The sequence below is a fragment of the Pseudomonas sp. H11T01 genome (genome assembly GCF_048515765.1).
In the GTDB taxonomy this organism is placed as follows: Bacteria; Pseudomonadota; Gammaproteobacteria; order Pseudomonadales; family Pseudomonadaceae; genus Aquipseudomonas.
The window spans coordinates 220,715-246,507 of the sequence record NZ_JBLYED010000001.1; the positions used below are offsets into that span (position 1 = coordinate 220,715).

25 protein-coding genes are annotated in these 25,793 nt (G+C 58.9%); 9 read left to right on the forward strand and 16 right to left on the reverse strand.

The window, feature by feature from the left end; translation table 11 throughout:
- Nucleotides 1-166: 166 nt before the first annotated feature.
- From sutA to glnK, 5 genes are all read right to left on the reverse strand, one after another.
- Nucleotides 167-490: a transcriptional regulator SutA gene (sutA, locus tag ACN1C3_RS01095; protein WP_419113937.1), complete on the reverse strand. Its 324-nt coding sequence runs from the start codon at nucleotides 488-490 to the stop codon at nucleotides 167-169.
- A gap of 102 nt (nucleotides 491-592) precedes the next feature.
- The gene (locus tag ACN1C3_RS01100) at nucleotides 593-1,018 is read right to left on the reverse strand and encodes a secondary thiamine-phosphate synthase enzyme YjbQ (protein ID WP_419113938.1); all 426 of its coding nucleotides are present in this window, start codon (nucleotides 1,016-1,018) and stop codon (nucleotides 593-595) included.
- Nucleotides 1,019-1,055: 37 nt separating this feature from the next.
- Nucleotides 1,056-1,217, reverse strand: coding sequence for a hypothetical protein (locus ACN1C3_RS01105; protein ID WP_419113939.1), 162 nt, complete (start codon nucleotides 1,215-1,217; stop codon nucleotides 1,056-1,058).
- 27 nt (nucleotides 1,218-1,244) lie between these two features.
- Nucleotides 1,245-2,582 (reverse strand): ammonium transporter, encoded by a 1,338-nt coding sequence (locus ACN1C3_RS01110; protein WP_419113940.1) that lies wholly within the window; start codon nucleotides 2,580-2,582, stop codon nucleotides 1,245-1,247.
- Between the two features lie 33 nt (nucleotides 2,583-2,615).
- On the reverse strand, nucleotides 2,616-2,954 hold the full coding sequence (glnK, locus tag ACN1C3_RS01115; protein ID WP_002555808.1) for a P-II family nitrogen regulator: 339 nt from the start codon (nucleotides 2,952-2,954) through the stop codon (nucleotides 2,616-2,618).
- Between the two features lie 417 nt (nucleotides 2,955-3,371).
- On the opposite strand from glnK, the gene ACN1C3_RS01120 reads away from it, so the two are divergent.
- From ACN1C3_RS01120 to ACN1C3_RS01130, 3 genes are all read left to right on the forward strand, one after another.
- Complete coding sequence (locus ACN1C3_RS01120) at nucleotides 3,372-3,632, forward strand: accessory factor UbiK family protein (RefSeq protein ID WP_419113941.1); 261 nt, start codon at nucleotides 3,372-3,374, stop codon at nucleotides 3,630-3,632.
- A 391-nt stretch (nucleotides 3,633-4,023) separates the two neighbouring features.
- Entirely contained in the window at nucleotides 4,024-4,548 is a 525-nt protein-coding gene (locus tag ACN1C3_RS01125; RefSeq protein ID WP_419113942.1) for a Bro-N domain-containing protein, read from the forward strand.
- Nucleotides 4,549-4,756: 208 nt separating this feature from the next.
- Entirely contained in the window at nucleotides 4,757-6,250 is a 1,494-nt protein-coding gene (locus ACN1C3_RS01130) for a YifB family Mg chelatase-like AAA ATPase (RefSeq protein ID WP_419113943.1), read from the forward strand.
- An 88-nt stretch (nucleotides 6,251-6,338) separates the two neighbouring features.
- Here ACN1C3_RS01130 and ACN1C3_RS01135 read toward each other — a convergent pair whose 3' ends face one another.
- Complete coding sequence (locus tag ACN1C3_RS01135; protein ID WP_419113944.1) at nucleotides 6,339-7,553, reverse strand: aldose 1-epimerase family protein; 1,215 nt, start codon at nucleotides 7,551-7,553, stop codon at nucleotides 6,339-6,341.
- A 136-nt stretch (nucleotides 7,554-7,689) separates the two neighbouring features.
- Nucleotides 7,690-8,610, reverse strand: a complete 921-nt coding sequence (locus tag ACN1C3_RS01140) for a LysR substrate-binding domain-containing protein (protein WP_419113945.1) — start codon at nucleotides 8,608-8,610, stop codon at nucleotides 7,690-7,692.
- Nucleotides 8,611-8,767: 157 nt separating this feature from the next.
- Here ACN1C3_RS01140 and ACN1C3_RS01145 point away from each other — a divergent pair, with 157 nt between their 5' ends.
- Nucleotides 8,768-10,168, forward strand: coding sequence for a NorM family multidrug efflux MATE transporter (locus ACN1C3_RS01145; protein WP_419113946.1), 1,401 nt, complete (start codon nucleotides 8,768-8,770; stop codon nucleotides 10,166-10,168).
- 132 nt (nucleotides 10,169-10,300) lie between these two features.
- Here ACN1C3_RS01145 and ACN1C3_RS01150 read toward each other — a convergent pair whose 3' ends face one another.
- Entirely contained in the window at nucleotides 10,301-11,968 is a 1,668-nt protein-coding gene (locus ACN1C3_RS01150; protein WP_419113947.1) for a putative bifunctional diguanylate cyclase/phosphodiesterase, read from the reverse strand.
- 265 nt (nucleotides 11,969-12,233) lie between these two features.
- On the opposite strand from ACN1C3_RS01150, the gene rep reads away from it, so the two are divergent.
- Nucleotides 12,234-14,243: a DNA helicase Rep gene (gene rep, locus ACN1C3_RS01155; RefSeq protein WP_419113948.1), complete on the forward strand. Its 2,010-nt coding sequence runs from the start codon at nucleotides 12,234-12,236 to the stop codon at nucleotides 14,241-14,243.
- Nucleotides 14,244-14,314: 71 nt separating this feature from the next.
- The gene (locus ACN1C3_RS01160) at nucleotides 14,315-14,887 is read left to right on the forward strand and encodes a xanthine phosphoribosyltransferase (protein WP_419113949.1); all 573 of its coding nucleotides are present in this window, start codon (nucleotides 14,315-14,317) and stop codon (nucleotides 14,885-14,887) included.
- Nucleotides 14,888-14,997: 110 nt separating this feature from the next.
- Here the strand turns inward: ACN1C3_RS01160 and ACN1C3_RS01165 are convergent, their stop codons facing one another.
- The 6 genes from ACN1C3_RS01165 to dadA form a co-directional block, all read right to left on the reverse strand.
- Nucleotides 14,998-16,920, reverse strand: a complete 1,923-nt coding sequence (locus ACN1C3_RS01165; RefSeq protein WP_419113950.1) for an acetyl-CoA hydrolase/transferase C-terminal domain-containing protein — start codon at nucleotides 16,918-16,920, stop codon at nucleotides 14,998-15,000.
- A 134-nt stretch (nucleotides 16,921-17,054) separates the two neighbouring features.
- Nucleotides 17,055-17,480: a c-type cytochrome gene (locus ACN1C3_RS01170; protein ID WP_419113951.1), complete on the reverse strand. Its 426-nt coding sequence runs from the start codon at nucleotides 17,478-17,480 to the stop codon at nucleotides 17,055-17,057.
- Nucleotides 17,481-17,649: 169 nt separating this feature from the next.
- The gene (locus tag ACN1C3_RS01175) at nucleotides 17,650-18,198 is read right to left on the reverse strand and encodes a cupin domain-containing protein (protein ID WP_419113952.1); all 549 of its coding nucleotides are present in this window, start codon (nucleotides 18,196-18,198) and stop codon (nucleotides 17,650-17,652) included.
- A 128-nt stretch (nucleotides 18,199-18,326) separates the two neighbouring features.
- Entirely contained in the window at nucleotides 18,327-19,400 is a 1,074-nt protein-coding gene (gene alr / locus ACN1C3_RS01180; protein ID WP_419113953.1) for an alanine racemase, read from the reverse strand.
- 107 nt (nucleotides 19,401-19,507) lie between these two features.
- Complete coding sequence (locus tag ACN1C3_RS01185; protein WP_419113954.1) at nucleotides 19,508-19,861, reverse strand: RidA family protein; 354 nt, start codon at nucleotides 19,859-19,861, stop codon at nucleotides 19,508-19,510.
- Nucleotides 19,833-21,137, reverse strand: a complete 1,305-nt coding sequence (gene dadA / locus ACN1C3_RS01190) for a D-amino acid dehydrogenase (protein ID WP_419113955.1) — start codon at nucleotides 21,135-21,137, stop codon at nucleotides 19,833-19,835. The genes ACN1C3_RS01185 and dadA overlap by 29 nt, the downstream gene beginning before the upstream one ends.
- A 156-nt stretch (nucleotides 21,138-21,293) precedes the next feature.
- Between dadA and ACN1C3_RS01195 the strand changes: the two genes are divergently transcribed.
- Nucleotides 21,294-21,782, forward strand: coding sequence for an Lrp/AsnC ligand binding domain-containing protein (locus ACN1C3_RS01195; protein ID WP_419113956.1), 489 nt, complete (start codon nucleotides 21,294-21,296; stop codon nucleotides 21,780-21,782).
- A gap of 135 nt (nucleotides 21,783-21,917) precedes the next feature.
- On the opposite strand, the gene ACN1C3_RS01200 is transcribed toward ACN1C3_RS01195, so the two are convergent.
- Nucleotides 21,918-22,271 carry a YkgJ family cysteine cluster protein gene (locus tag ACN1C3_RS01200; RefSeq protein ID WP_419113957.1) on the reverse strand — a complete coding sequence of 118 codons (354 nt, stop codon included), beginning with the start codon at nucleotides 22,269-22,271 and terminating at the stop codon, nucleotides 21,918-21,920.
- A 148-nt stretch (nucleotides 22,272-22,419) separates the two neighbouring features.
- On the opposite strand from ACN1C3_RS01200, the gene ACN1C3_RS01205 reads away from it, so the two are divergent.
- Nucleotides 22,420-23,733, forward strand: coding sequence for an NAD(P)/FAD-dependent oxidoreductase (locus ACN1C3_RS01205; protein ID WP_419113958.1), 1,314 nt, complete (start codon nucleotides 22,420-22,422; stop codon nucleotides 23,731-23,733).
- A 159-nt stretch (nucleotides 23,734-23,892) separates the two neighbouring features.
- Here ACN1C3_RS01205 and ACN1C3_RS01210 read toward each other — a convergent pair whose 3' ends face one another.
- Nucleotides 23,893-24,138: a DUF1127 domain-containing protein gene (locus ACN1C3_RS01210; protein ID WP_419113959.1), complete on the reverse strand. Its 246-nt coding sequence runs from the start codon at nucleotides 24,136-24,138 to the stop codon at nucleotides 23,893-23,895.
- A 180-nt stretch (nucleotides 24,139-24,318) separates the two neighbouring features.
- Here ACN1C3_RS01210 and ACN1C3_RS01215 point away from each other — a divergent pair, with 180 nt between their 5' ends.
- The gene (locus tag ACN1C3_RS01215) at nucleotides 24,319-25,752 is read left to right on the forward strand and encodes a PLP-dependent aminotransferase family protein (RefSeq protein ID WP_419113960.1); all 1,434 of its coding nucleotides are present in this window, start codon (nucleotides 24,319-24,321) and stop codon (nucleotides 25,750-25,752) included.
- Nucleotides 25,753-25,793 lie beyond the last annotated feature (41 nt).

Genomic DNA, 25,793 nt, shown 5'->3' on the forward strand with positions numbered 1-25,793 from the left:
CGGAGTGTCAACCAACATCAACTCCGAATGTTATGCCCTCATCGCGAGCAATCGAGCGTCGACCGGCTGCTCCCACAAGGTATCGCGCCAAGCCCAAGACCTTTTCCTCACCCATGAAAAAGCCCGCAGCGACGGCGGGCTTTTTCAGCAAGCAAGTAACAGGCGCTTAGATAGGCCGGCTGCCGTACTTGTTGTCAGGCTTCTTTGGTGGATCAGCCACCACGTTGGCCTCGACTTCCTGCACTTTGCCGCCTTTGGAGAGAAATTCCTCCATAGCGCGCGCCAGAGCATCACGCTCTTTGTTCTTGGCTTCGACACTCGGCAGCTCATCGACTGAAATAGCAGCCTTGGCCTTACCTTTAGCGGTCGGAGCAGGTACATCGCTGCCGTCGTCGTCAGCGACGTCTTCGGCCGCCGCTTCAAGACCTTCTTCGGTCTCGTCTTCGTCACCTACTTCGAGGTCGTCGTTTTCCAGATCATCGTCGCTCATGTTCTACCTCATGACTTGCGAAAAGCAGATTAGTTATAGCCCAGCTTTGCCAACTGTCGAAGGCCGCCGGGAAAAAATCAACATCCGCTGGTAACCAGCGGCTTATGCCCCATCACCGTGCAAGGTGGCGAGGACTTTACGAGCACCGCCATGATCACGATGCTCGCCCAGATAAACACCTTGCCAGCTCCCCAGCGCCAGTCGGCCCGCCGTGACCGGCAAACTCAGCTGACAGCCCAGCAAGCTGGCCTTGAAGTGCGCCGCAAGGTCATCCGCGCCTTCGTCGTCATGTTCATACCCGGCCGTACCTTGTGGCACCAGCCCGTTGAAAAAACGCTCGAAGTCACGGCGAACCGCCGGATCGGCATTCTCGTTGATGGTCAACGAGGCCGAGGTATGCTGCAGCCACAAATGCAACAGACCGACCCGACAGGCCCTCAATTCAGGCAGGCCGGCGAGTAACTCGTCCGTTACCAGATGAAAGCCCCGAGGCCTTGCCCGCAGGGTAATCAAAGTCTGTTGCCACATACAGTTCTCCGCACGCTCGGCGCGCATTCTAGCGCGCTCAGGAAAAAAACAAAGCGCCTAATATTCCTGCATTGCTGTAAGCCATTGGCCCAGTAAAAATAGCCGTCATGAACACGCCGGGAAGTGGCAGAAAAAAACCTTTCAGCTGTTCCATTACTGACAAAAGCCAGACAAAAAAATGCCCGACGGGGTCGGGCATTTTTTCTCGCGTTTCTTTCTCGAGAGCTTACACGTTGTAGGCGCGCTCGTTGTGTTGCGCCAGATCGAGGCCGACCGACTCTTCCTCTTCGGTGATACGCAGCCCCATGACGGCGTCCAGCACCTTGAGAATGATAAAGGTCGCGATCGCGGTGTAGATCACCGTAAAGCCAACACCTTTGCACTGAATCCAGACTTGTGCCGCGATATCAGTCACGGTGCCGAAACCGCCCAGCGAGGGAGCCGCGAACACACCGGTGAGGATCGCGCCAAGGATACCGCCGATACCGTGCACGCCGAAGGCGTCCAGGGAGTCGTCATAACCCAGTTTGCGTTTGAGGGTGGTAGCGCAGAAGAAGCACACCACACCCGCCGCCAGACCGATAATCAGCGAACCCATCGGACCGACCGTACCGGCCGCCGGGGTAATCGCCACCAGACCGGCAACCACACCCGAAGCGATACCCAGTGCGCTAGGTTTGCCGTGAGTCAGCCACTCGGCGAACATCCAGCCCAGGGCCGCAGCAGCGGTAGCGATCTGAGTCACCAGCATCGCCATGCCGGCAGTGCCGTTGGCCGCAGCGGCGGAACCGGCGTTAAAGCCGAACCAGCCGACCCACAGCATGGCGGCGCCCATCAGGGTGTAACCAAGGTTGTGCGGCGCCATCGGTGTGGTCGGGAAGCCTTTACGCTTGCCCAGCACCAGACAGGCCACCAGCCCGGCGATACCGGCGTTGATATGCACCACGGTGCCGCCAGCAAAGTCGAGCACGCCCCAGTCACCCAGCAGCGAACCCGGACCACTCCAGACCATGTGCGCAATCGGTGCGTAAACCAGGGTGAACCACAAACCCATAAAGACCAGCATCGCGGAGAACTTCATCCGCTCGGCAAAGGCACCGACAATCAGCGCCGGGGTAATGATCGCGAAGGTCATCTGATAGGTGACGAACACCGCCTCAGGAAACAGCGCCGTAGGACCGGTAATACTGGCGGGCGTGATGCCAGCGAGGAAAGCCTTGGCGAAGCTGCCGACAAAGGAATTGAAGTTGACGACGTTTACTTCCATGCCAGTCGTGTCAAACGCCATGCTGTAGCCATAAAGGAACCACAGGATGGTGACCAGACCGGTAATGGCGAAGCACTGCATCATCACCGAAAGAATGTTTTTCGACCGAACCATGCCGCCGTAGAACAGCGCAAGGCCGGGAATCGTCATAAACAGCACAAGCGCTGTCGAGGTCATCATCCAGGCGGTATCGCCGGAATTGAGGACTGGAGCCGCCACTGGGTCTGCCGCCATAGCCAGGCTGGGCATTACGAGGGACAACAGGGCTCCTAGCCCTGCGAATTTACGCAGAGTCATATTGTTTTCTCCTGGGGCGTTGGGTTTGGCGGCTTAGATTGCGTCGGTATCGGTTTCGCCGGTACGGATGCGAATTGCCTGTTCCAGATTGACCACAAAGATCTTGCCGTCACCAATCTTGCCGGTGTTGGCCGCCTTGGTTATCGCCTCGATAACCCGATCAAGATCCTTGTCGTCAATGGCGACATCAATCTTCACCTTGGGCAGGAAATCGACCACATACTCCGCGCCGCGATACAGCTCGGTGTGCCCCTTCTGCCGACCGAAGCCTTTGACCTCAGTAACGGTAATGCCCTGCACGCCGATCTCGGACAGTGACTCGCGTACGTCGTCCAGTTTGAACGGCTTGATGATGGCAGTGACTAGCTTCATGAAAACTCTCTCCCGAATTAGTGGACTTGCCCCAGGAAAACAAACCCGGCTCAAGTCTAAGCGCAGTGCCTGGCTTTGTAACGCATCGTCGGCCTGACACAGCCATCCCGACGCCCGCTAACCGCTCCTGACGAAACACTTCCCCGTTCCGCCCGGCGCACCGCATTCGTCACAGCGACTGCATCAGTGCATGGGTCACCAACCACTAAGCAGAAAGCTTGCCATCTCGTCAAAACCCACTGATTTCAACCCCTTGGTTGCTGCCGCCGGTGCCTCTTCACAACTGGCGCAGCAAATACGCACAACAACAGTGCGTGAGTGCCCGCCAACATGCGCGAAAAGCGTGCATCCCTGCCTGCGCAATTGACTATAGACACTGCGTGATACACTGCGACCATCAGTTTTCAGGACATTCCCATGCTCGCGCCCAAAGACCTCCTCGACGCCCTGAGCGGCCACGCTTCCCGCCTGTTCAGCGGCGAAACCCCACTGCCACGCAACGAAATCGAAAGCCAGTTCAAAGCCCTGCTGCAAAGCGGCTTCAGCAAACTTGATCTGGTGAGCCGAGAAGAATTCGACAGCCAGATGGTGGTGCTGGCACGCACCCGCGCTCGGTTGGAGAGTCTTGAGGCGAAGGTGGCGGAGCTTGAGGCGAAACTGAGTCCGCCTGCTGAGTAACGCTCATCCCTGTGGGAGCGTGGCTTGCCCGCGATAAGGTCGGAACGACCTTCCGGCAATCTTGAACCCCGCCCTACATCCAGGCTGATTCCTACAAAAACCACCACCGATTTCCGATTGCGCTGCTAGACCCGGGTCTCTACGCTCATCCCCTGCTGAACATTCAGCACTGGGTTTGGCGACCCGGGAAGCTTAAGGCGCACGACGCCCACCATGCGACAGCGGGCGTTTTTTATGTCCGTCGACTCGTGTCATGGCGGCTGTGCGTGGGAGACCCTAGGGTCTGCCGGGTTCCTTTTGCTCCGGTTCGCCAACCCGCGTACAGCTGCCACCCAATCGTTTGGCGACGATTGCTGACAGCCCCGCCCCATAAGCAAAAGGAGCTGTATCAATGAATAGCAACGAAGCTTATCTAGTCCCCCAAGTCTTCACCCGCCACAAACTCAACCTCCACGCACTCCTGCTGGAAAACCAGGCATGGTTCAGCGCCCGAGATCTTGGGCGTTTGCTTCGGCTTTTTCTGGATGAACGCGCGTTGCGCAAACTTGATTCCGATCAGCGCCAGACCATGCGACTGCTTTGTCACGGCAAGGTAGAGCACACGCTACTGATCAGCGAATCAGGCGTGTATGCGTTGCTGGTCTATCACTACTGCCCGGAGTACCGGAGTTTGCGGGAATGGCTGACCCATGACGTGGTCCCCGCGCTGAGAGATGCCCAAGCGACTTCAAGCGAACGCCCGATACTGAGCCTGCTGGATTGGCCGGAAATGTCCCTGAGCTTGCTGCATTGGAATAACCAGCCATGGATTCGATTGCAGGATGTTCCACACATGCTGCCGGAGGGAGAGCGGCCACGTAGCGCAATCAACGCACCTTGGTGGAAAAAGGCCTCGCGGTTGCTTCAATCGTTCTGAACCCCTGCGCTCGGGCGAAGCAGTCGTAAAAGCGGCAGATGGGTTCTATCTGAAAAAACCGTGGTGGCTGGTTTCAGACAGGTAATAAAACCGATCATTGATACGTCTTGTAAACGTCTATCTCTGCTTTTACGCCGCCACCTCATCACGCCTCAACTACCCTTCCAAAGCCGCAGGACGCGGCTTTCGCACCTTCAAGGAATGATCTATGTCTCTGGCCATCGTCCACAGCCGCGCTCAGGTGGGTGTGGAAGCGCCTGCAGTTACCGTCGAAGTTCATCTGGCCAACGGCTTACCGTCGCTGACGATGGTGGGCTTACCCGAGGCGGCGGTGAAGGAAAGCAAGGATAGGGTGCGCAGTGCGATCATCAATTCCGGACTGCAATTTCCGGCTCGCCGAATCACGTTGAATCTTGCTCCGGCCGATCTGCCAAAGGACGGCGGACGCTTTGATCTGGCGATTGCCTTGGGAATTCTTGCGGCCAGCATGCAGGTTCCGACATTGACGCTGGACGATGTGGAGTGTCTCGGGGAATTGGCGTTGTCTGGCGCTGTGCGACCGGTGCGAGGAGTGCTGCCGGCGGCACTGGCCGCCCGCAATGCCGGGCGCACTCTGGTGGTGCCGCGCGCCAATGCCGAAGAGGCTTGCCTGGCTTCGGGGCTAAAAGTGATCGCGGTCGATCATCTGCTGGAGGCGGTCTCGCACTTCAACGGCCACACGCCCATCGTGCCATTTGTTTCCAACGGTTTGCTGCATGCAAACAAGCCTTATCCCGACTTGAGTGAAGTTCAGGGTCAGCTCGCGGCCAAGCGAGCCTTGCTGATCGCCGCAGCCGGTGCACATAACTTGCTGTTTAGTGGCCCCCCAGGTACTGGAAAAACGCTTCTGGCCAGTCGCTTGCCCGGTTTGCTTCCACCTCTGGACGAACATGAAGCGCTGGAGGTCGCAGCGATTCAGTCAGTCGCCAGCCATGTACCGTTAAGCCACTGGCCGCAACGACCATTTCGCCAACCCCATCATTCGGCATCCGGTCCGGCGCTGGTGGGCGGCGGCTCGAAACCGCAGCCGGGGGAAATCACCCTCGCCCACCATGGTGTGTTGTTTCTCGATGAGTTGCCGGAGTTTGATCGCAAGGTTTTGGAGGTTTTAAGAGAGCCTCTGGAATCCGGCGAGATCGTCATTGCCCGAGCCCGAGACCGGGTACGTTTCCCGGCACGTTTCCAATTGGTCGCGGCAATGAACCCCTGCCCATGCGGCTATCTCGGCGAACCCAGCGGTCGATGCCGCTGCACACCAGAGCAAATTCAGCGCTACCGCAACAAGCTCTCCGGCCCGCTGCTGGATCGTATCGACCTGCACCTGACCGTCGCCCGCGAAGCCACTGCACTCAACCCCACGCAACAACCCGGCGATGACACCGCCAGTGCCGCTCTATTGGTCGCCAATGCTCGCGAACGGCAGCAACGACGTCAGGGTTGTGCGAATGCCTTCCTCGACCTACCGGGCCTGCGCCGACACTGCACGTTATCCACAATCGACGAGAATTGGCTGGAGACGGCGTGCGAGCGATTGACCCTGTCGTTGCGAGCAGCTCATCGACTGCTCAAGGTAGCGCGCACTTTGGCGGATCTTGAGCAGGTCGACTTGATCAGCCGGGCACATCTGGCTGAGGCGTTGCAGTATCGGCCGACAGGTCAGTAGGCCGCGTTTGTAATCATTTTTTTAAGAAAACCCTCATTTCTAATCGTTTTTCTCAACGAATAATCGATTTTTCAGGTTTTCCCCTCTCTCACTCCTTGCTCAGATCCACCAACGGCGTCTGTCTTACTTCAGTCTCACGCCCGTTCTGAATCTCACTGACCCGCTTCAGCGCTTTATCCACAGCCGGTTTGTCCGCCAGCAAGCTATAGCTGATCTGGAACTGCTTCTGCTGTTTCGCGCCGATGGTCGGCACCAGGTTCAGTGGCCGTTGATAGCGACGGTTGTAGGAGAAACTCGTACCCGGCTCCAGACCGGTGACGTAGCCCTGGCCTTGGGTATCAGTGTTTTTCCACAAGGAAAACACCGGTAATTGCTCGGTGTTGAAACCGACCGCTACGCCCAGACTGCCCGCCTTGTTGTGCAGAACGGTGAGCGTGTCGCCCTTATCATCGGCGTACGGCACCACGTTGTAGACGGTTTCGTCGTAGTCCTTGGTCGGAGCTCGGTAGGTTTGCCAATCGGACAGATCCACTTTGGCCTTGTCGTTAAACGGTGAGACTTGTTTCACCGGCGCTGCGAAACGCGCACCTTGCTCCAGGAATGGCGTGCTGAAGTTACTGTGATAGAGCGCCTGATACTCCTTTGGATAGTCGCCGTTGTTGGTCAGCGTGTCGTTGAGCGCAAAGCGCACGCTGCCGGGCTCGGTAACCAGTTCGGTCGCCACCGAAAAATCGACTTTTTTGAAGGCCTGCTCTTTCAGCTCACCGCGCAGACTAATGGCATAGGGCGGCTTTTCGTCGATATGCAGGGTGACCTTGCTCGCCGGAATATTCGCAGCGCGACCATGCAGCGTCAGCAGCTCGCCATTGTCCATGCCCGGGTGGCCGACCCATTCGTAGCCACAACGGGCGACCAGTTCGTTGAAACCCTCCAGCCAGCCCAATCCGCCACGACCATTGAGTTCGATAAACGAAGGATTGACCACATCCTTGACTGGGGAATCCCAGCCCATGCGCACATCGCCCACCGACGCCTGCAGGACGTTCATTCCACGAGTCGGCACCACGGACAGCTTCATTGCACCGTTGTCGATGTCGACGATGCTGACACCCTCCTGACGACCACCATGCAGCGTACGCAGGGTCACGGAGAATGGCTTGCCGGTTTTCACCCCCAACTGTTCGCTGGTGATCTGAATGTTTTGCGCGGCTTTGTCGGTATCGAGCAACACATAGTCCCAAGCCATGGCTTGAGACGCAGCAGTCAATGCGCTGAGGGCAACGATCAATTTGAGCGGGGTCATGGGAAAGCCTTTCTTGGAGTTGTGCCATTTTTATAGCGCTGAAGAAACGATTCAGCAAGCATAAAAAGCACATTTTGACGCCAAGATGGGCGAATCATCATTTTTTGAAGGCCACTATTGCCAGGGCGTCATCGTTTCAGCTCAGGCGCTCGACGTCGGGTAACTCCATGGCCTGGACTTCGCTCTGGAGAAAGTCGCTGAGCCTGCGCAAACGCTCACCGCCGGGGCGGGTTTTCGGCCAGACCAGGTAATAGTTCTCGCCACTGGCGACGGCCGTCGGCCACGGCAAACTCAGCCGTCCTTGCGCGACGTCCTCGGCCACCATCAGCAAGTCCCCCATGGAAACCCCGTAACCCCGGGCAGCAGCGATCATGCCCAACTCCAGCGTGTCGAAAACCTGGCCCCCCTTGAGCGACACCTGTGCGGACAAGCCCATGCGCTCCAGCCAGTTGCGCCAATCGCGGCGATCCGGGGTCGGGTGCAGCAGTTCGGCGCGGGCCAACCGCTCGGCATCCCATGGCTGATCACTCAACAGGTTCGGTGCGCCTACCGGGATCAGCAACTCGGGGAACAGGTAGCTGGCCTCCCAATCGGGTGGAAAGTGCCCGTTGCTGAGCAGCACCGCGCAATCGAAGGGTTCCTGATTGAAGTCCACCGAGTCGACGTCCATCCAGGCGCTGGTCAGTTGCACCTCGTTACCCGGCTGCAAATGGCGGAAACGGCTGAGGCGCGCCAGCAGCCAGCGCATGGTTAAGGTCGACGGGGCCTTCATCCGCAGGATGTCGTCTTCGGCGCGCAAGGTATTGCAGGCACGCTCCGATGCCGAGAAGCCTTCACGTATACCGGGCAGCAACAGGCGCGCGGCTTCGGTCAGTTGCAAGTTTCGACCGCTGCGCAGGAACAGGCGGCAGGCGAAGTGATCCTCCAGCGTGCGAATGTGTCGGCTGACCGCACTCTGGGTGATCGACAGCTCTTCAGCCGCACGAGTAAACGAACTATGCCGCGACGCCGCTTCAAAAGCGCGCAAGGCGTAAAGAGGAGGAAGACGACGGGACATTGGGAACGTTCCTATAGCGCGATGGCAAAACCCTACCAGAAACTCAATAGCATGAGTTTTAATCATGCGAGCAATCGTTTTTATCCCTTTGTGCAGATGCCTGAGAGCGCCGAGAATCAACCCTTCCATTCACTTTGAATAATTGAGCGTGATGACCATGCAGCATCCAGCACGTATCGAACTCTGGGCCATCCTGCGGCTGGCCGGGCCGCTGATCGCCTCGCAGTTGGCGCACATGCTGATGGTGCTCACTGACACCCTGATGATGGCCAAACTGAGCCCGGAAGCCCTCGCGGGTGGCGGTTTGGGCGCGGCCAGCTATACGTTTGTGTCTATCTTCTGCATCGGTGTCATTGCCGCGGTGGGTACCCTGGTCGCTATTCGCCAGGGCTCAGGCGACATCGAAGGCGCCACACGGCTGACCCAGGCCGGACTCTGGCTGGCCTGGTTGATGGCGCTGGTGGCCGGCTTACTGCTGTGGAACCTCAAGCCGGTTCTGTTGCTGTTCGGCCAGACTGAAACCAACGTTCACGCGGCCGGACAGTTCCTGCTGATCCTGCCGTTCGCCCTGCCCGGCTATCTGACTTTCATGGCCTTGCGTGGGTTTACCAGTGCCATCGGCCGCGCAACCCCGGTAATGGTCATCAGCCTTGGCGGCACCGTGGCCAATTTCCTGCTCAACTATGCGTTGATTACCGGCATGTTCGGTCTGCCGAAGCTGGGATTGATCGGGATCGGCCTGGTCACGGCGATCGTTGCCAACTGCATGGCGCTGGCGCTGGCCTGGCATATCCGTCGACATCCGGCCTACGACGCTTATCCGTTGCGTCAGGGACTGTCGCGACCAAACCGCCAGTACCTGCGCGAACTGTGGCGTCTGGGGTTGCCTATCGGTGGCACCTATGCGGTGGAAGTCGGCCTGTTTGCGTTCGCCGCGCTGTGCATGGGCACCATGGGCAGCACGCAACTGGGAGCGCATCAGATCGCCCTGCAGATCGTCTCGGTGGCGTTCATGGTTCCGGCGGGTATTTCCTACGCGATCACCATGCGCATAGGTCAGCATTACGGCGCCGGACAGCTGCTCGACGCACGTCTGGCCGGTCGGGTCGGGATCGCCTTCGGTGGAGCCTCGATGCTCGGTTTCGCCATGGTGTTCTGGCTGCTGCCAAACCAGTTGGTCGGGTTGTTCCTCGACCAGAATGACCCGGCCTTTCGCGAAGTGATCAAGCTGGCGGTGAGCTTGCTGGCGGTGGCGGCCTGGTTCGAGCTGTTCGACGGCACGCAAACCATCGCCATGGGCGCGATTCGTGGGCTCAAGGATGCCAAGACCACGTTCCTGGTGGGGCTGGGCTGTTACTGGCTGATCGGCGCACCCGCCGCATGGTGGATGGCCTTTACCCTCGGCTGGGGGCCGACTGGCGTCTGGTGGGGACTGGCGTTGGGGCTGGCCTGTGCGGCGGTGAGCCTGACGCTGGCGTTCGAATGGAAGATGAAGCGGATGATCAAAAGCGAGCCGCCAGAGCAGGAGCTTCAATTTCGGGCGGCGCAGCCGGATTAGATTGCATTGAGTTCGCAGGCGGTCGTTGTGGGAAGGGCCGGGCGACGTTCGCTTGCCCGCGAAAGCGATGGTCGCTCAGCGCATTCATCGCCTGAGATGACGTCTTCGCGGGCAAGCCCGCTCCCACACTCTTTATGCTTGGGTCACGGCCTGCTGGCTGGTGCCGAACGTCAAGTACTCGACCAACTCAACCAACGGCAGCGGCTTGCTGATCAGGTAACCCTGAACCTGATCGCAGCCAAAGCCGCGCAGTAATGCAAGCTGCTCCGGTGTTTCAACGCCTTCAGCCACCACTTCCAGGTTGAGGTTGTGGGCCAGGTTGATCATCGCATGCACCAGTTTGCGGTTCTCTTCGCGCAGCTCCATGCCGCCGACAAAGCTTTTGTCGATCTTCAGCAGCGCAATCGGCAGGCTGTTGAGGTGGACGAACGAAGAGAAACCGGTGCCGAAGTCGTCCAGAGAGAAACGCACACCCAAACGACCCAGCGCATCCATGGTCTGCTTGACCAGATCACTGCGGCGCATCACCGCGGTTTCCGTCAGCTCAAACTCCAGCCATTGCGCCTCGACGCCACGCTCGGCAATCAGTCGGCTCAAGGTCGAGAGCAATTGACTGTCCTGAAACTGCCGGAACGACAGGTTGATCGCCATGTGCAACGGCGCCAGACCGCGTTCGCGCAAGGCCTGCATATCCCGCAGGGCGCGGGAAATCACCCAATAACCGAGCGGCACGATCAAACCGCTTTGCTCGGCCAGCGGCACGAACTCGCTGGGCGGCAACAGTCCGCGCTCGCCATGTCGCCAGCGCACCAAAGCCTCGAGGCCAACAATCTGCCCGTCTTCAAGATTCAGCCGCGGCTGGTAATGCAGTTCCAGCTCATCGCGACGCAACGCACGACGCAGTTCACCTTCCAGATCGGCGAGGCTGCGGGCGTTGCGATTGATACGTTCATTGAAGATGTGAAAGGTGCAGCCCTGAGTGCTTTTGGCCTGTTGCATGGCGATATGCGCGTGCCACATCAGCGGGTCGGCACCGGCCTGAGCGCGGGCATGGGCAATGCCCAGACTGCAGCCGATCAGCAAGCTTTCGCCATCGACCCAATAGGGCTCGGACATGGCTTCGATAATGCACTCAGCCATCCACTCGGCACGCTGCGGTGCGCGGCGGGTGTCGATCAGCAAGGCAAACTCATCACTGCCCAGACGCGCCAGTTGATCGCCGGCCTCCAGCTGGCTTTTGAGCCGCGAGACCACTTGCAGGATCAGCCGGTCTCCGGCCTGGTGACCGAGGGCATCGTTGGCGTGACGAAAGTTGTCGAGGTCCAGGTGGCCCAGTGCAAGGCCACGCCCTTCATTGTCGGCAAGACGAGCCGCCAGCAACGTCTGAAAACCCTGACGATTGGCAATGCCGGTCAACGGGTCCTGCTCAGCCAGGCGTTGCAGGGTGTGTTCCAGTACACCGCGCTCGCGAACGTGGCGCAGGCAGCGGCGCAAGGTCGCGATATCCAGCGCATCACGGACCAACCAGTCGCTGACACCGTCCGGTGCAACAACCGGCTCATGCTCCAACAGCAATACCGTTGGCAAGCTGCAGCGACCCGGAGCGGGTTGCAGGGCTGGAGTCGTCAACAACACCGCAGTGCGGTCGTTATCGAACAAACTACTGACCGACTCCCAGGTCGGTGCACTGATCAGCACAGCCGAGCTCCCCATCGGAGCCAGACACTCGCGCAACAACGCTGCCCACGCTGGCTCTTGGGCCAGTAGCAGCAAACGCAAGGGTTCGACAGGCGTAGACAAGCTAGCTCCCTAGACTCTGCAAAAGATCTTGGCGACGGGGATTATGACGGGCGGATAAACAACGACAAATGCTATTGATTATCAAACACGCCGTTGTACCGCTCAAACACGAACATTAGACGCAATTTCATCGCGCATCCTGCGGGAAAGTAACAAAACCGGCAAATTTAGATCGAGTGCTACGTCACAAGTCGCAGAGGTTAAGCAGAATCTGTCCAGCCTGTTAAAATGCCCGCCCATTTCGCAAGCGACCTCCTTCTTCGTCATGTCCCGACTCAATCCCCGGCAGCAAGAAGCCGTGAACTACGTCGGCGGCCCTCTTTTGGTGCTCGCTGGCGCTGGCTCCGGCAAGACCAGCGTGATCACCCGTAAAATCGCCCATCTGATCCAGAGCTGTGGCATCCGCGCCCAGTACATCGTCGCCATGACCTTTACCAACAAGGCCGCGCGGGAGATGAAAGAACGGGTCGGCACCCTGCTGCGCGGCGGCGAAGGACGTGGCCTGACGGTGTGTACGTTCCACAATCTTGGATTGAACATCATCCGCAAAGAGCATGCGCGGCTGGGCTACAAGCCAGGTTTCTCGATTTTCGATGAGACCGACGTCAAAGCCCTGATGACCGACATCATGCAGAAGGAATACTCGGGCGACGACGGCGTCGACGAAATCAAGAACATGATCGGCTCGTGGAAAAACGACCTGATCCTGCCGCCCGAAGCCCTGGAAAATGCGCGCAACCCGAAGGAACAGACCGCCGCCATCGTCTACACCCACTATCAGCGCACGCTCAAAGCCTTCAACGCGGTGGACTTCGACGATTTGATCCTGCTGCCGGTGAAGCTGTTCCAAGAGCACGATGACATCCTGGAAAAATGGCAGAACAAGGTCCGCTACCTGCTGGTGGACGAATACCAGGACACCAACGCCAGTCAGTATTTGCTGGTGAAACTGCTGATCGGCAAGCGCAATCAGTTCACCGTGGTGGGCGATGATGACCAGTCGATCTACGCCTGGCGTGGCGCCCGCCCGGAAAACCTGATGCTGCTCAAGGACGACTATCCGTCCCTGAAAGTGGTGATGCTCGAGCAGAACTACCGCTCCACCAGCCGCATCCTGCGCTGCGCCAACGTGCTGATCTCGAACAATCCCCACGAGTTTGAAAAACAACTGTGGAGCGACATGGGTCACGGCGACGAAATCCGCGTGATTCGCTGCAGAAACGAAGACGCCGAAGCCGAGCGCGTAGCCGTGGAACTGCTCACCCTGCACCTGCGCACCGACCGGCCCTACAGCGACTTCGCCATTCTTTATCGCGGTAACTACCAGGCCAAACTCATTGAGCTGAAGCTTCAGCATCACCAGATTCCTTATCGCCTGTCCGGCGGCAACAGCTTTTTCGGACGTCAGGAAGTGAAAGACCTGATGGCCTACTTCCGCCTGCTGGTAAACCCGGACGACGACAACGCCTTCCTGCGCGTGATCAACGTCCCACGCCGGGAAATCGGTTCGACCACCCTGGAAAAGCTCGGCAACTACGCCACAGGGCGCAAAATCTCGATGTACGCCGCCACCGACGAAATCGGCCTTGGCGAGCATCTGGACAACCGTTTCACCGACCGTCTGGCGCGTTTCAAGCGCTTCATGGACCGCGTGCGTGAGCAGTGCGCCGGAGAGGACCCGATTTCCGCCCTGCGCAGCATGGTCATGGACATCGATTACGAGAACTGGCTGCGCACCAACAGCTCCAGCGACAAAGCCGCGGACTACCGCATGGGCAACGTCTGGTTCCTGATCGAGGCGCTGAAGAACACCCTGGAAAAAGACGAAGATGGCGAAATGACCATCGAAGACGCCATCGGCAAACTGGTCTTGCGCGACATGCTCGAACGTCAGCAGGAAGAGGAAGACGGTGCCGAGGGCGTACAGATGATGACCTTGCACGCCTCCAAGGGTCTGGAGTTCCCCTACGTGTTCATCATGGGCATGGAGGAAGAAATTCTCCCTCACCGCTCCAGCATCGAAGCCGACACCATCGAAGAAGAACGCCGCCTGGCCTACGTCGGGATTACCCGCGCCCGTCAGACCCTGGCCTTCACCTTCGCCGCCAAGCGTAAGCAATACGGCGAAATCATCGACTGCGCGCCCAGCCGTTTCCTTGATGAGTTACCGCCGGACGACCTGGCCTGGGAAGGCAACGACGACACCCCGACCGAAGTCAAAGCCGTTCGCGGCAATACCGCATTAGCGGATATACGCGCGATGTTAAAGCGCTAGAATTGACTACTTTTTGACCGAACACTTTTTATCAGCGCTTAGGCGCACAAGGCGCTAAGAGAGGAAGTTCCGTGGAAGCCCTGCACAAGAAAATTCGCGAAGAAGGCATCGTGCTTTCCGATCAAGTCCTGAAAGTCGACGCCTTTCTGAACCACCAGATCGACCCGCAATTGATGAAGCTGATCGGCGACGAATTCGCCACGCTGTTCGCAGACTCCGGCATCACCAAGATCGTCACCATCGAAGCCTCGGGCATTGCTCCAGCGATCATGACTGGCCTGAACCTTGGCGTGCCGGTGATTTTCGCCCGCAAGCATCAGTCCCTGACCCTGACTGAAAACCTGCTGTCGGCGACCGTGTACTCGTTCACCAAGCAGACCGAAAGCACTGTGGCGATTTCTCCACGACACCTGACCAGCAGCGACCGCGTGCTGATCATCGATGACTTCCTGGCCAACGGTAAGGCCTCGCAAGCGCTGATCTCGATCATTAAACAAGCCGGCGCCACCGTGGCGGGCCTGGGTATCGTGATCGAGAAGTCGTTCCAGGGCGGCCGTGCGGAGCTGGACTCGCAGGGTTACCGCGTCGAATCCCTGGCCCGGGTGAAATCCTTGGCGGGCGGCGTTGTGACCTTTATCGACTAACCCGACTGCAAAGACTCTCTGTGGGAGCGGGCTTGCCCGCGAAGGTGCCATCAGGGCCGCCAAAAGCTTCGCGGGCAAGCCCGCTCCCACAGGGCTCACTTACTTGATCGTTATTGCGCGGTGGCCTTCAGGCCAGTGAGCAACAACCGCTGAAACAAATCTTCCTTCAGCCCCTCGGGCTTCGTCAGCTGCATTCGTTCCAGATGCTGGGGAAACTCCGAAGGCTCCGGCGCATCCAGTGCGGCCTTGCCCAGCTCAAGAATCTCGGTGAGTTTGAATTTGCTCTTCAACCAGTTGAGCGCCCGCAACAGATCACGTTCCTCGCTACTGAAATCGCTGCCCAACGGATACTCCGGAAACAGCTGCGGATGCCGTGCAGCAATCGCCTGCAAACGCTGTGGGCTGTTGTCGGCGAAGCGTGGGTCAAGACGGAAGTCCTTGGGCAACTTGCCGACTTTTTGCGCCTGCTCGATCAAGCCCTGCTGGAAGCGTGAATCGCTGATATTCAGCAAAGCCTCGATCACCGTAGCGTCGGTCTTGCCGCGCAGATCGGCAATGCCGTACTCGGTCACTACGATGTCACGCAGATGCCGTGGGATCGTGCAGTGGCCGTACTCCCAGACAATGTTCGAGCTCACATCACCACCAGACTCGCGCCAACTGCGCAGAATCAGAATCGAACGCGCGCCCTCCAGCGCATGGCCCTGAGCAACAAAGTTGTATTGGCCGCCAACACCGCTGAGTACCCGCCCGTCTTCCAGTTGATCCGCCACCCCGGCACCGAGCAGGGTCATGGTGAAGGCACTGTTGATGAAACGTGCATCCTGGCGCTGCAAACGCTTGAGCTGTTCGTTGCCGTACAACTCATTGATGTAGCTGATGGCGGTCATGTTGAACTCGACCAGCTTGTTCAGCGGCAACTCGCGTAAGCGCTGATAGAAGCTGCGCGGCCCAAGGAAAAACCCACCATGCACCGAGATACCGCCAGGCTCGGCCGCTGCATCCAGCATTCCGGCATTCGCCTGCTCTTGCAGCGCGACTTCCGAGTAAACCTTGCGCCGCACGATTCCGGCGTCGACCAGAACCAATAGCCCGTTGACGAACATTTCGCTACAACCGTAAAGCCCTTTGGCGAAGGACTCGACGCCCCCTTCGCGCTCGATCAGGCGCTGCCAGTGAGTGACGTTGATATCCGCCAACAGTGCTCGATAACCGTCGTTATCTGCCTGCCGCGCCAGCAATGCGGCGGTCAGCGCATCGCCCATGGCGCCGATGCCGATCTGCAAGGTGCCGCCATCGCGCACCAACGTACTGGCATGCAGCCCAATGAAATGGTCCTGGAAGCTCACGGGCATATTCGGCGTGGAAAACAGCGTTGTGCGGTCCTCCTCGTCGATCAGCAAATCGAAAGCCTCAGTGCCGACTTCCGCATCGCCCGGCATGTAGGGCAGGTCGCGATGAACCTGGCCGAGCAACAGAATCGTTTCTCCCGCCGCGCGGCGCTTGGCGATCATCGGCAGCAAGTCGAGTGTGATGTCCGGGTTGCAGCTCAAGCTCAGGCGATCCGATTGCAATGAATCACGAGCGACCAGTTGTGCAACAAGGTTCAAGCCAGCGGCATTGATGTCCCGTGCAGCATGGCTGTAATTGCTGCTGACGTAGTCCTGTTGAGCAGACGGGCTATTGAGCAAACTGCCCGGCTGCAAGAAGAACTGCTCAATGCGGATGTTGGCGGGCAGGCTGTCGCGGTGCAGATCAGCGAGAAAATCCAGCTCTGGATAATCACCGAATACCCGTTTGACAAAGGGTTCGAGAAAGCGCCGCTGCAAGCCATCGCCCAAGGTTGGGCGGCCCAGGCTTAAGGCGGTGTAGATCGTCAGTTGGCGCTCGGGCAGTTGTGCAATGCGTTGGTACAGCGCGTTAACAAAAACATTGGGTTTGCCCAGACCCAGCGGTAGGCCCATATGAATATGCGTCGGCAAACGCGCGAGGACTTCATCGACCGCATGCTCGATTGAACAGGACTGCACCATCTGACCCTCCCGAACCTTCCTTGAATTGAGGTTAGTCCGAGCTTGCAGGGTCTTTGCTGCATTGAACAGTGTAAGGGCCAAATCTCAGGCACAAAAAAGCCGCTCGCAAGCGGCTTTTTCACGGAAGATGAAGCTTATTTCAAGCCAGACATCTTCGAGATAGCGCCTTTGAGCTCGGTATCGGAGCAATCAGCGCAAGTGCCTTTTGGCGGCATCGAGTTGATACCGGTAATGGCTTTGGCCAACAGGCCGTCAAGACCGCCTTGTTCTTTGGCGCGCTTGCCCCAGTCGGCAGCATCGCCGATTTTTGGCGAGCCCAGCAGGCCGGTGCCGTGGCAAGCATTGCAATGCTTGGCAATCACGTCGTCAGGGGTTTTCGCACCGCCGCCGCCAGCCGAAGCTGCGACTTCCATCCCCTTGCACTCTTGACCTTGCACACAGACCTGGCCGACTGGTTCAAGGCGTTTGGCGATATCGTCAGTAGTCGCAGCTTGAGCGCTGACTGCCCAAAGGGCCAATACGGTTGCTGGTGCAGCCAGCATTTTCATAATTAGGTTCACGCGTACACCCTCAATGGTGGCTAGTCACGCCCACGGCCACGGTTCGCAGGCGGGCGCAAGTATAACGGTTAGCCCGCCACACTGAAACAACCCTAAAGTCGAAGGGGTATTAGTCGTGAGGGGAAACTAACCAGGGCGCCGCTGAAAGTCCTGCAGGGCGCCTTTTTTCTTAGAAGTTCGCTGGCGTGGCTGCGCTGATTAGTCGCGCTGGCGCGTCGAACGGATTACGGAAACGGTGTGGCTTGGTGCTTTCGAAATAGTAGCTGTCACCAGCTTCGAGCACGAATGTCTCTTGCCCGACTACCAACTCCAGTCGACCTTCCAGGAGAATCCCGGTCTCCTCACCCTCGTGGGTGAGCATTTCGCCGCCGGTATCGGCGCCTGGCGGGTAAATCTCGTTGAGAAAAGCGATCGCCCGGCTCGGATGAGCCCTGCCAACCAGCTTCATGGTCACTGCGCCATCAGAAATGTCGATCAGCTCATGGGCTTTGTAGACAATCTGAGTCGGTTTTTCCTCGAGGATTTCTTCGGAAAAGAACTCGACCATAGACATGGGGATACCGCCAAGAACCTTCCTCAGCGAACTGATCGAGGGGCTGACGCTGTTTTTCTCGATCATCGAAATGGTGCTGTTGGTGACGCCCGCACGCTTGGCGAGTTCACGCTGGGAAAGACCTTTCAGTTTACGGATGGATTGCAGTCGTTCACCGACGTCCAATGCATTAGCCTCCCAGGATTCAGGTTGTATGGATATTGAGCGTTATCATGGCGACAGCGTTCAGTATTTACAACACTTGGGCCTGAATCCTGTTCAGGAAGGCGACTTCCGGTAGGGCATGGTGCCCATTAGCTCCCGGAATAGAGCAGTGGCACGCGGCGCAGGTTGCAGAAAATCTGATAAGGAATGGTGTCGGCGGCCATCGCCACGTCGCTTGCGAGGATGTTTTTGCCCCACAACTCGACGGTCGAACCAAGACCGGCCTGCGGCACATCGGTCAGATCGATGCACAGCATGTCCATCGATACCCGCCCGAGCAGTTGACTGCGCTGACCAGCAACCAGGACCGGCGTGCCGGTTGGCGCCTGACGCGGATAGCCATCGGCATAGCCCATGGCAACCACGCCGATACGCATCGGCTTCTGGGTGATGAACTTCGCGCCGTAGCCCACCGGCTCGCCGGCTGGCAGTTCACGCACGCAGATCACTTTCGATTCCAGGGTCATCACCGGCTGCAGACGCGCGGCCAGCGGGTTGGCTTCTTCGAACGGTGTCGCGCCGTAAAGCATGATGCCCGGACGCACCCAATCACTGGGAATGCTCGGCCAACCGAGAACGGCCGGCGAGTTGCGCAGGCTGACCTGAGCCGACAACCCCTGGCGAGCTGCTTCGAAAATCGCGACCTGCTCGGTACTGCGGGTGCAACCGAGCTCGTCAGCGCGGGCGAAGTGGCTCATCAGAACGATCTTCGCCACTTTGCCGCTGGCCAACAGTCGTTGATAAGCCGCCTGATAGTCCGCCGGATGCAGACCGACGCGGTGCATGCCCGAGTCGAGCTTGAGCCAGACGGTCAGTGGCTTGGTCAGTGCAGCCTTCTCGATCGCCTCGAGCTGCCACAGTGAATGCACCACACACCAGAAATCATGCTCGACGATCAGCGACAGTTCATCGGCTTCGAAGAAGCCTTCGAGCAACAGCACCGGTGCACGAATACCGGCCGCACGCAGCTCCAGCGCTTCTTCGATGCAGGCTACGGCAAAGCCGTCGGCCTCAGCTTCCAGAGCCTGAGCGCAACGCACCGCGCCATGGCCATAAGCATCGGCCTTGATCACGGCGAGAGCCTTGGCTCCCGACACTTCGCGGGCCAGTTGGTAGTTGTGACGCAGGGCTTGAAGATCAATCAGGGCACGGGCAGGACGCATGGCGGCAGACTTCTAGGCGGTCTTGAGGGAAGAAAAAACCGGCGCTGGCTGACAGCGTGAACCACCAACAGCACCGGGAGAGGGATCGTTGTTACATAAGGCCTTACTTAAGGCAGAGCGGCCACAACGGACAGCTCAACCAGAATTTCCGGCTCGCACAGTTTGGCTTCGACGGTTGCACGGGCAGGTGCAACGCCTTTTGGCAGCCACTTGTCCCAGACGGCGTTCATACCAGCGAAATCAGCATCGATGTCTTTCAGGTAGATCGTCACCGACAGCAAACGGTTCTTGTCGGTACCGGCCAGATCCAGCAAACGCTCGATATTGGCGAGGGTTTCACGGGTCTGCTGTTCAATCCCGGCGTTCATATCGTCGCCGACTTGCCCTGCCAGATAGACGGTACTGCCATGAACAACGATCTGGCTCATGCGCTCATTGGTGAGCTGGCGCTGGATTGACATGTTTAGCTGACTCCTTGGGATTACTACCGTAACGAGAAATATCGAGGCCTTCGGCGCTGATCTGCGGCGTTTTCTTCGCCATCAGGTCAGCCAGCAAGCGACCAGAGCCACAGGCCATGGTCCAGCCGAGCGTGCCGTGACCCGTATTCAAAAACAGATTGCGGAACGGCGTGGCACCGACAATCGGTGTGCCGTCCGGCGTCGTCGGACGCAGGCCGGTCCAAAAACTGGCCTTGGCCAGATCGCCGCCCTGAGGATAGAGGTCGTTGACGATCATCTCCAGGGTTTCGCGCCGACGTGGATTGAGCGACAGGTCAAAACCGGCGATTTCGGCCATACCACCGACACGAATGCGGTTGTCGAAACGGGTGATCGCGACCTTATAGGTCTCGTCGAGAATAGTCGAAGTCGGAGCCATCGCCGGGTTGGTGATCGGTACGGTCAAGGAGTAACCCTTGAGCGGGTACACCGGCGCCTTGATGCCCAGCGGCTTGAGCAACTGCGGCGAGTAGCTGCCGAGCGCCATCACGTAGCGGTCAGCGGTTTCCAGCTTGCCGTCGATCCACACGCCATTGACGCGCTCACCGGCGTAGTCGAGGCGCTGAATGTCCTGACCGTAGCGGAATTCAACACCCAGTTTCACAGCCATTTCGGCCAGGCGGGTGGTGAACATCTGGCAATCGCCAGTTTGGTCGTTCGGCAGGCGCAAGGCGCCGGCGAGGATGTCGGTGACACTGGCCAGCGCAGGTTCGACGCGGGCAATGCCGGCGCGGTCGAGCAGTTCAAAAGGTACGCCCGACTCTTTGAGTACCGAGATGTCTTTCGCCGCACCGTCGAGTTGCGCTTGAGTGCGGAACAGCTGGGTCGTCCCCAGGCTACGGCCTTCGTAGGCAATGCCGGTTTCGGCACGCAGTTCGTCGAGGCAGTCACGGCTGTACTCGGACAGGCGAACCATGCGCTCTTTGTTCACTGCGTAGCGGCTGGCGGTACAGTTGCGCAGCATCTGCGCCATCCACAGGTATTGGTCGATGTCGGCGGTGGCCTTGATCGCCAGCGGCGCGTGGCGCTGCAACAGCCACTTGATGGCCTTGAGCGGAACACCCGGCGCAGCCCACGGCGAGGCATAACCCGGTGAGACCTGGCCTGCGTTGGCGAAGCTGGTTTCCATGGCGGCGGCCGGCTGACGGTCGACCACAACCACTTCAAACCCGGCCCGAGCCAGGTAGTAAGCACTGGCGGTACCGATGACGCCGCTACCCAAGACCAGAACGCGCATTTTCATATCCCTCATCGCGGCTTACCGCTGACGTTTGTTGTTCAGTGCGAAGTTGTGCGCAGTGTAAAAAACATTTGCCAGTGCTTTTCACTATATAAGTGCCTATATTTGGCGACAATTCTCGGCAAAAACCCTTTTCACGGAGGCGCATCCCCTATGCGTACCAACACCCAGACCAAACGTGAGCTGGACAAGATCGACCGCAACATCTTGCGCATCCTGCAGGCGGACGGGCGTATTTCCTTCACCGAGCTGGGGGAAAAGGTCGGCCTGTCGACCACGCCCTGCACCGAGCGGGTACGTCGTCTGGAGCGCGAAGGGATCATCATGGGCTACAACGCCCGGCTCAACCCCCAGCAATTGAAGGCCAACCTGCTGGTGTTCGTCGAGATCAGCCTCGACTACAAATCCGGCGATACCTTCGAAGAGTTCCGACGCGCCGTGCTGAAGCTACCCCATGTGCTGGAGTGCCATCTGGTGTCCGGCGACTTCGATTACCTGGTGAAAGCGCGGATTTCCGAGATGGCCTCGTACCGCAAACTGCTGGGCGACATCCTGCTCAAGCTGCCCCATGTACGGGAGTCCAAGAGCTATATCGTGATGGAAGAGGTGAAAGAGAGTTTGAATCTGCCGATTCCGGATTGAGATCGCCAGCAAGGATTGTGTGGGAAAACCCTGTGGGAGCGGGCTTGCCCGCGAAGAAACCGCCGCGGTGCTTCAGACAAACCGCGTTATCGTTCTTCGCGGGCAAGCCCACTCCCACAGGTACTGCAGCGTTTTCTAGACCAACACTTGCCGCGTGCTGGCCATGTACTCATGAATCTGCTTTTCGACACGCGGATGAATCATCTCCACCGGGCGTCGACCGTTGGGGCACGGTAAGGTCGGCGTGGTGCCGAATAGACGACAGATCAACGGACGCTCGTCGTACACCGTGCAACCATTAGGCCCCAAGTGTACGCAGTTCAACTCGTCCATCGCCGCTTCTTGCTCAGCCGCCGTCTTGCGCGGTAAACGGGACATTTCTTCGGTCGAAGTGGTCACCGGACCACAGCAGTCATGGCAGCCGGGTACACACTCGAACGAGGGGATCTGCTGCCGGAGCGTGCGAATTTTCTGGCTGTTGCAGCTCATCGAAGCGGTTACCGGGAAAGTGTATGGAGTGGGATTCTGCCTTAAAAGCCACGTTCCAGACAGCGCCAGCCGACCAGTGTTGCCGCGCCGGAAAGGTCCGGCTTATGCTCCGTAAAGTTTTCAAAACACAATAATCAGGATTACGCACATGAACGCCCGTGCTCAGCAACCTGTCCCGAGCAACCAGCACACCGCTTCTTACTACGCCGCCAGCAGCCTGCCGCAGCCCGACCACCCGGTGCTCACAGGCGAGTTGCAGGCTGACGTCTGTGTGGTCGGTGGCGGTTTCTCAGGCTTGAACACGGCGATCGAGCTGGCCGAATGCGGCCTCAGCGTGGTGCTGCTGGAAGCACGCAAAATCGGCTGGGGCGCCAGCGGGCGCAACGGTGGGCAACTGATTCGCGGTGTCGGCCATGGCCTCGATCAGTTCGCCAACGTGATCGGCGCGGACGGCGTGCGCCAGATGAAACAGATGGGCCTGGAAGCGGTAGAGATCGTCCGTCAGCGAGTCGAGCGTTTTCAGATCCCGTGCGACCTGACCTGGGGTTATTGCGATCTCGCCAACAAACCCCGCGATCTTGAAGGATTCGCCGAGGACGCCGAAGAACTGCGCAGCCTCGGATATCGCTACGAAACCCGCCTGCTGCAAGCCCATGAAATGCACACCGTGGTGGGCTCCGACCGTTATGTCGGCGGCTTGATCGATATGGGCTCGGGGCATTTGCATCCGTTGAATCTGGTGCTGGGCGAAGCCCTCGCCGCACAGCAACTGGGCGTGAAGCTATTCGAGCAATCGGCTGTCACCCGCATTGATTACGGCCCTGAAGTCCATGTACACACCGCGCAGGGTTCAGTTCGGGCCAAGACGCTAGTGCTGGGCTGTAACGCCTACCTCAACGGACTCAACCCTGAACTCAGCGGTAAAGTACTGCCGGCCGGCAGCTATATCATCGCCACCGAACCTTTGAGCGAGGCCCAGGCCCATGCGTTGTTGCCACAGAACATGGCGGTCTGCGATCAACGGGTAGCGCTGGATTACTACCGTCTCTCGGCGGACCGGCGCTTGTTGTTCGGCGGCGCTTGTCACTATTCCGGGCGCGACCCGCAGGACATCGCCGGTTATATGCGGCCGAAGATGCTGGAAGTGTTCCCGCAACTGGCCGGGGTGAAGATCGATTATCAATGGGGCGGGATGATCGGCATCGGTGCTAACCGCTTGCCACAGATCGGCCGGCTCAAGGACCAGCTGAATGTGTATTACGCCCAGGCCTACTCAGGTCACGGCGTGAACGCCACGCACCTGGCTGGCAAGCTGCTCGCCGAAGCCATCAGCGGTCAGCAGAGCGGCGGCTTCGATCTGTTCGCAAAGGTGCCGCACATCACCTTCCCCGGCGGCAAATACCTGCGTTCGCCGCTGCTGGCGTTGGGGATGCTGTGGCATCGGCTGAAGGAGTTGGTCTGAAAGACTTTCGGCGACCGTGCCGTCGCCTTCGCGGGCAAGCCCGCTCCCACAAGGGATCATCTGTGAACACACCTCTTGTGAACAACAGAGATCAAATGTGGGAGCGGCGGTGCGGCGATCCGACTTGCCCGCGAATGGATCGAAAGAGCACCACAGCACTCAAATCCGCCAGAACGGTTTCACCCCCTCCTCCCGCGCCTGTTCCCGGCTCAAGCCTATATCGCGCAACTGCTCGGTCGTCAGATCGAGCAGGGCTTTGCGGGTGCGCAGGCGATGCCAGAACAAGCCCCAACGGCCCAGGCCGGATGGGGCGTTGCGCATAGTCGCCGCACGTGACCCTTTCTCCTGCCCTGCCACTAGCTCCTGACTGTGTAATGTGAGCCGCACATCGCTCAAGCCGTTCATTTTTTCTGCTCCTGTTTACTTGGGTAGCCATGAGCAGACATGATGCGCGGGTGCCAAAAACCATTACAGATTCAAAATGGCTGTATTATCCCCATACAGAATTTCCAATTGCAGCACTGAATCCTGTATTTTTGCCCCATCTGTACTGGTTATCCGAATCGATCCTATCGAGGCCCCGCCATGACCCTTTACGTCAATCTCGCCGAACTGCTCGGCACGCGTATCGAACAAGGCTTCTATCGCCCTGGTGATCGGTTGCCTTCAGTGCGGGCATTGAGCGTCGAGCACGGGGTCAGCTTGAGCACCGTGCAGCAGGCGTATCGGATGCTGGAAGACAGTGGGCTGGCCACGCCGAAACCCAAATCAGGCTACTTCGTCCCGGTCGGCCGCGAGTTACCGGCGCTGCCCGCAGTCGGGCGCCCTGCCCAGCGACCGGTGGAAATTTCCCAGTGGGATCAGGTACTCGAATTGATCCGCGCCGTGCCGCGCAAGGACGTCGTCCAATTGGGCCGCGGCATGCCGGACATCACAACGCCGACCATGAAGCCGCTGCTACGTGGCCTGGCCCGGATCAGCCGCCGGCAGGACATGCCCGGTCTGTATTACGACAACATCTACGGCACCTTGGAGTTGCGTGAACAGCTTGCTCGATTGTTGCTCGACTCCGGTTGCCAGCTAGGTGCCAGCGATCTGGTGATCACCACCGGCTGCCATGAGGCGCTGTCCACCAGCATTCGCGCCACTTGCGAGCAAGGCGACATCGTCGCCGTGGACTCGCCGAGCTTTCACGGCGCCATGCAAACCCTCAAGGGCCTGGGCATGAAAGCCTTGGAAATCCCTACCGATCCGCTCACCGGGATCAGCCTCGAGGCCCTTGAGCTGGCGTTGGAGCAATGGCCGATCAAGGCCATACAGTTGACCCCCAACTGCAACAATCCGCTGGGCTATATCATGCCGGAGTCGCGCAAGCGGGCCTTGCTGACCCTGGCCCAGCGCTTCGACGTAGCAATCATCGAGGACGATGTGTATGGCGAATTGGCCTACACCTACCCGCGCCCACGCACCATCAAATCTTTCGACGAAGACGGTCGCGTCCTGCTCTGTAGTTCGTTTTCCAAGACCCTCGCGCCGGGCCTGCGCATTGGTTGGGTAGCGCCGGGTCGTTACCTGGAGCGGGTGCTGCACATGAAATACATCAGTACCGGCTCCACAGCGCCGCAGCCACAGATCGCCATTGCCGAATTTCTCAAAGCCGGGCATTTCGAGCCGCATTTGCGGCGCATGCGCACTCAATACCAGCGTAACCGCGACTTGATGATCGACTGGGTCAGCCGTTATTTCCCTGCCGGCACCCGCGCCAGCCGCCCACAAGGCAGCTTCATGCTGTGGGTCGAACTGCCCGACGGCTTCGACACCTTGAAACTGAATCGCGTCTTGCTCGAACAAGGCGTACAGATTGCCGTCGGCAGTATCTTTTCGGCATCAGGCAAATACCGCAATTGCCTGCGGATGAACTACGCCGCCAAGCCGACGGCACAGATTGAAGAGGCTGTGCGCAAGGTCGGGGCTGCAGCGATCAAACTGCTGGCCGAATCTGATAGCGCCATTGACTAACCTTTAACCGCAAGCCAGCGTCCATATGACGACAACCGCCG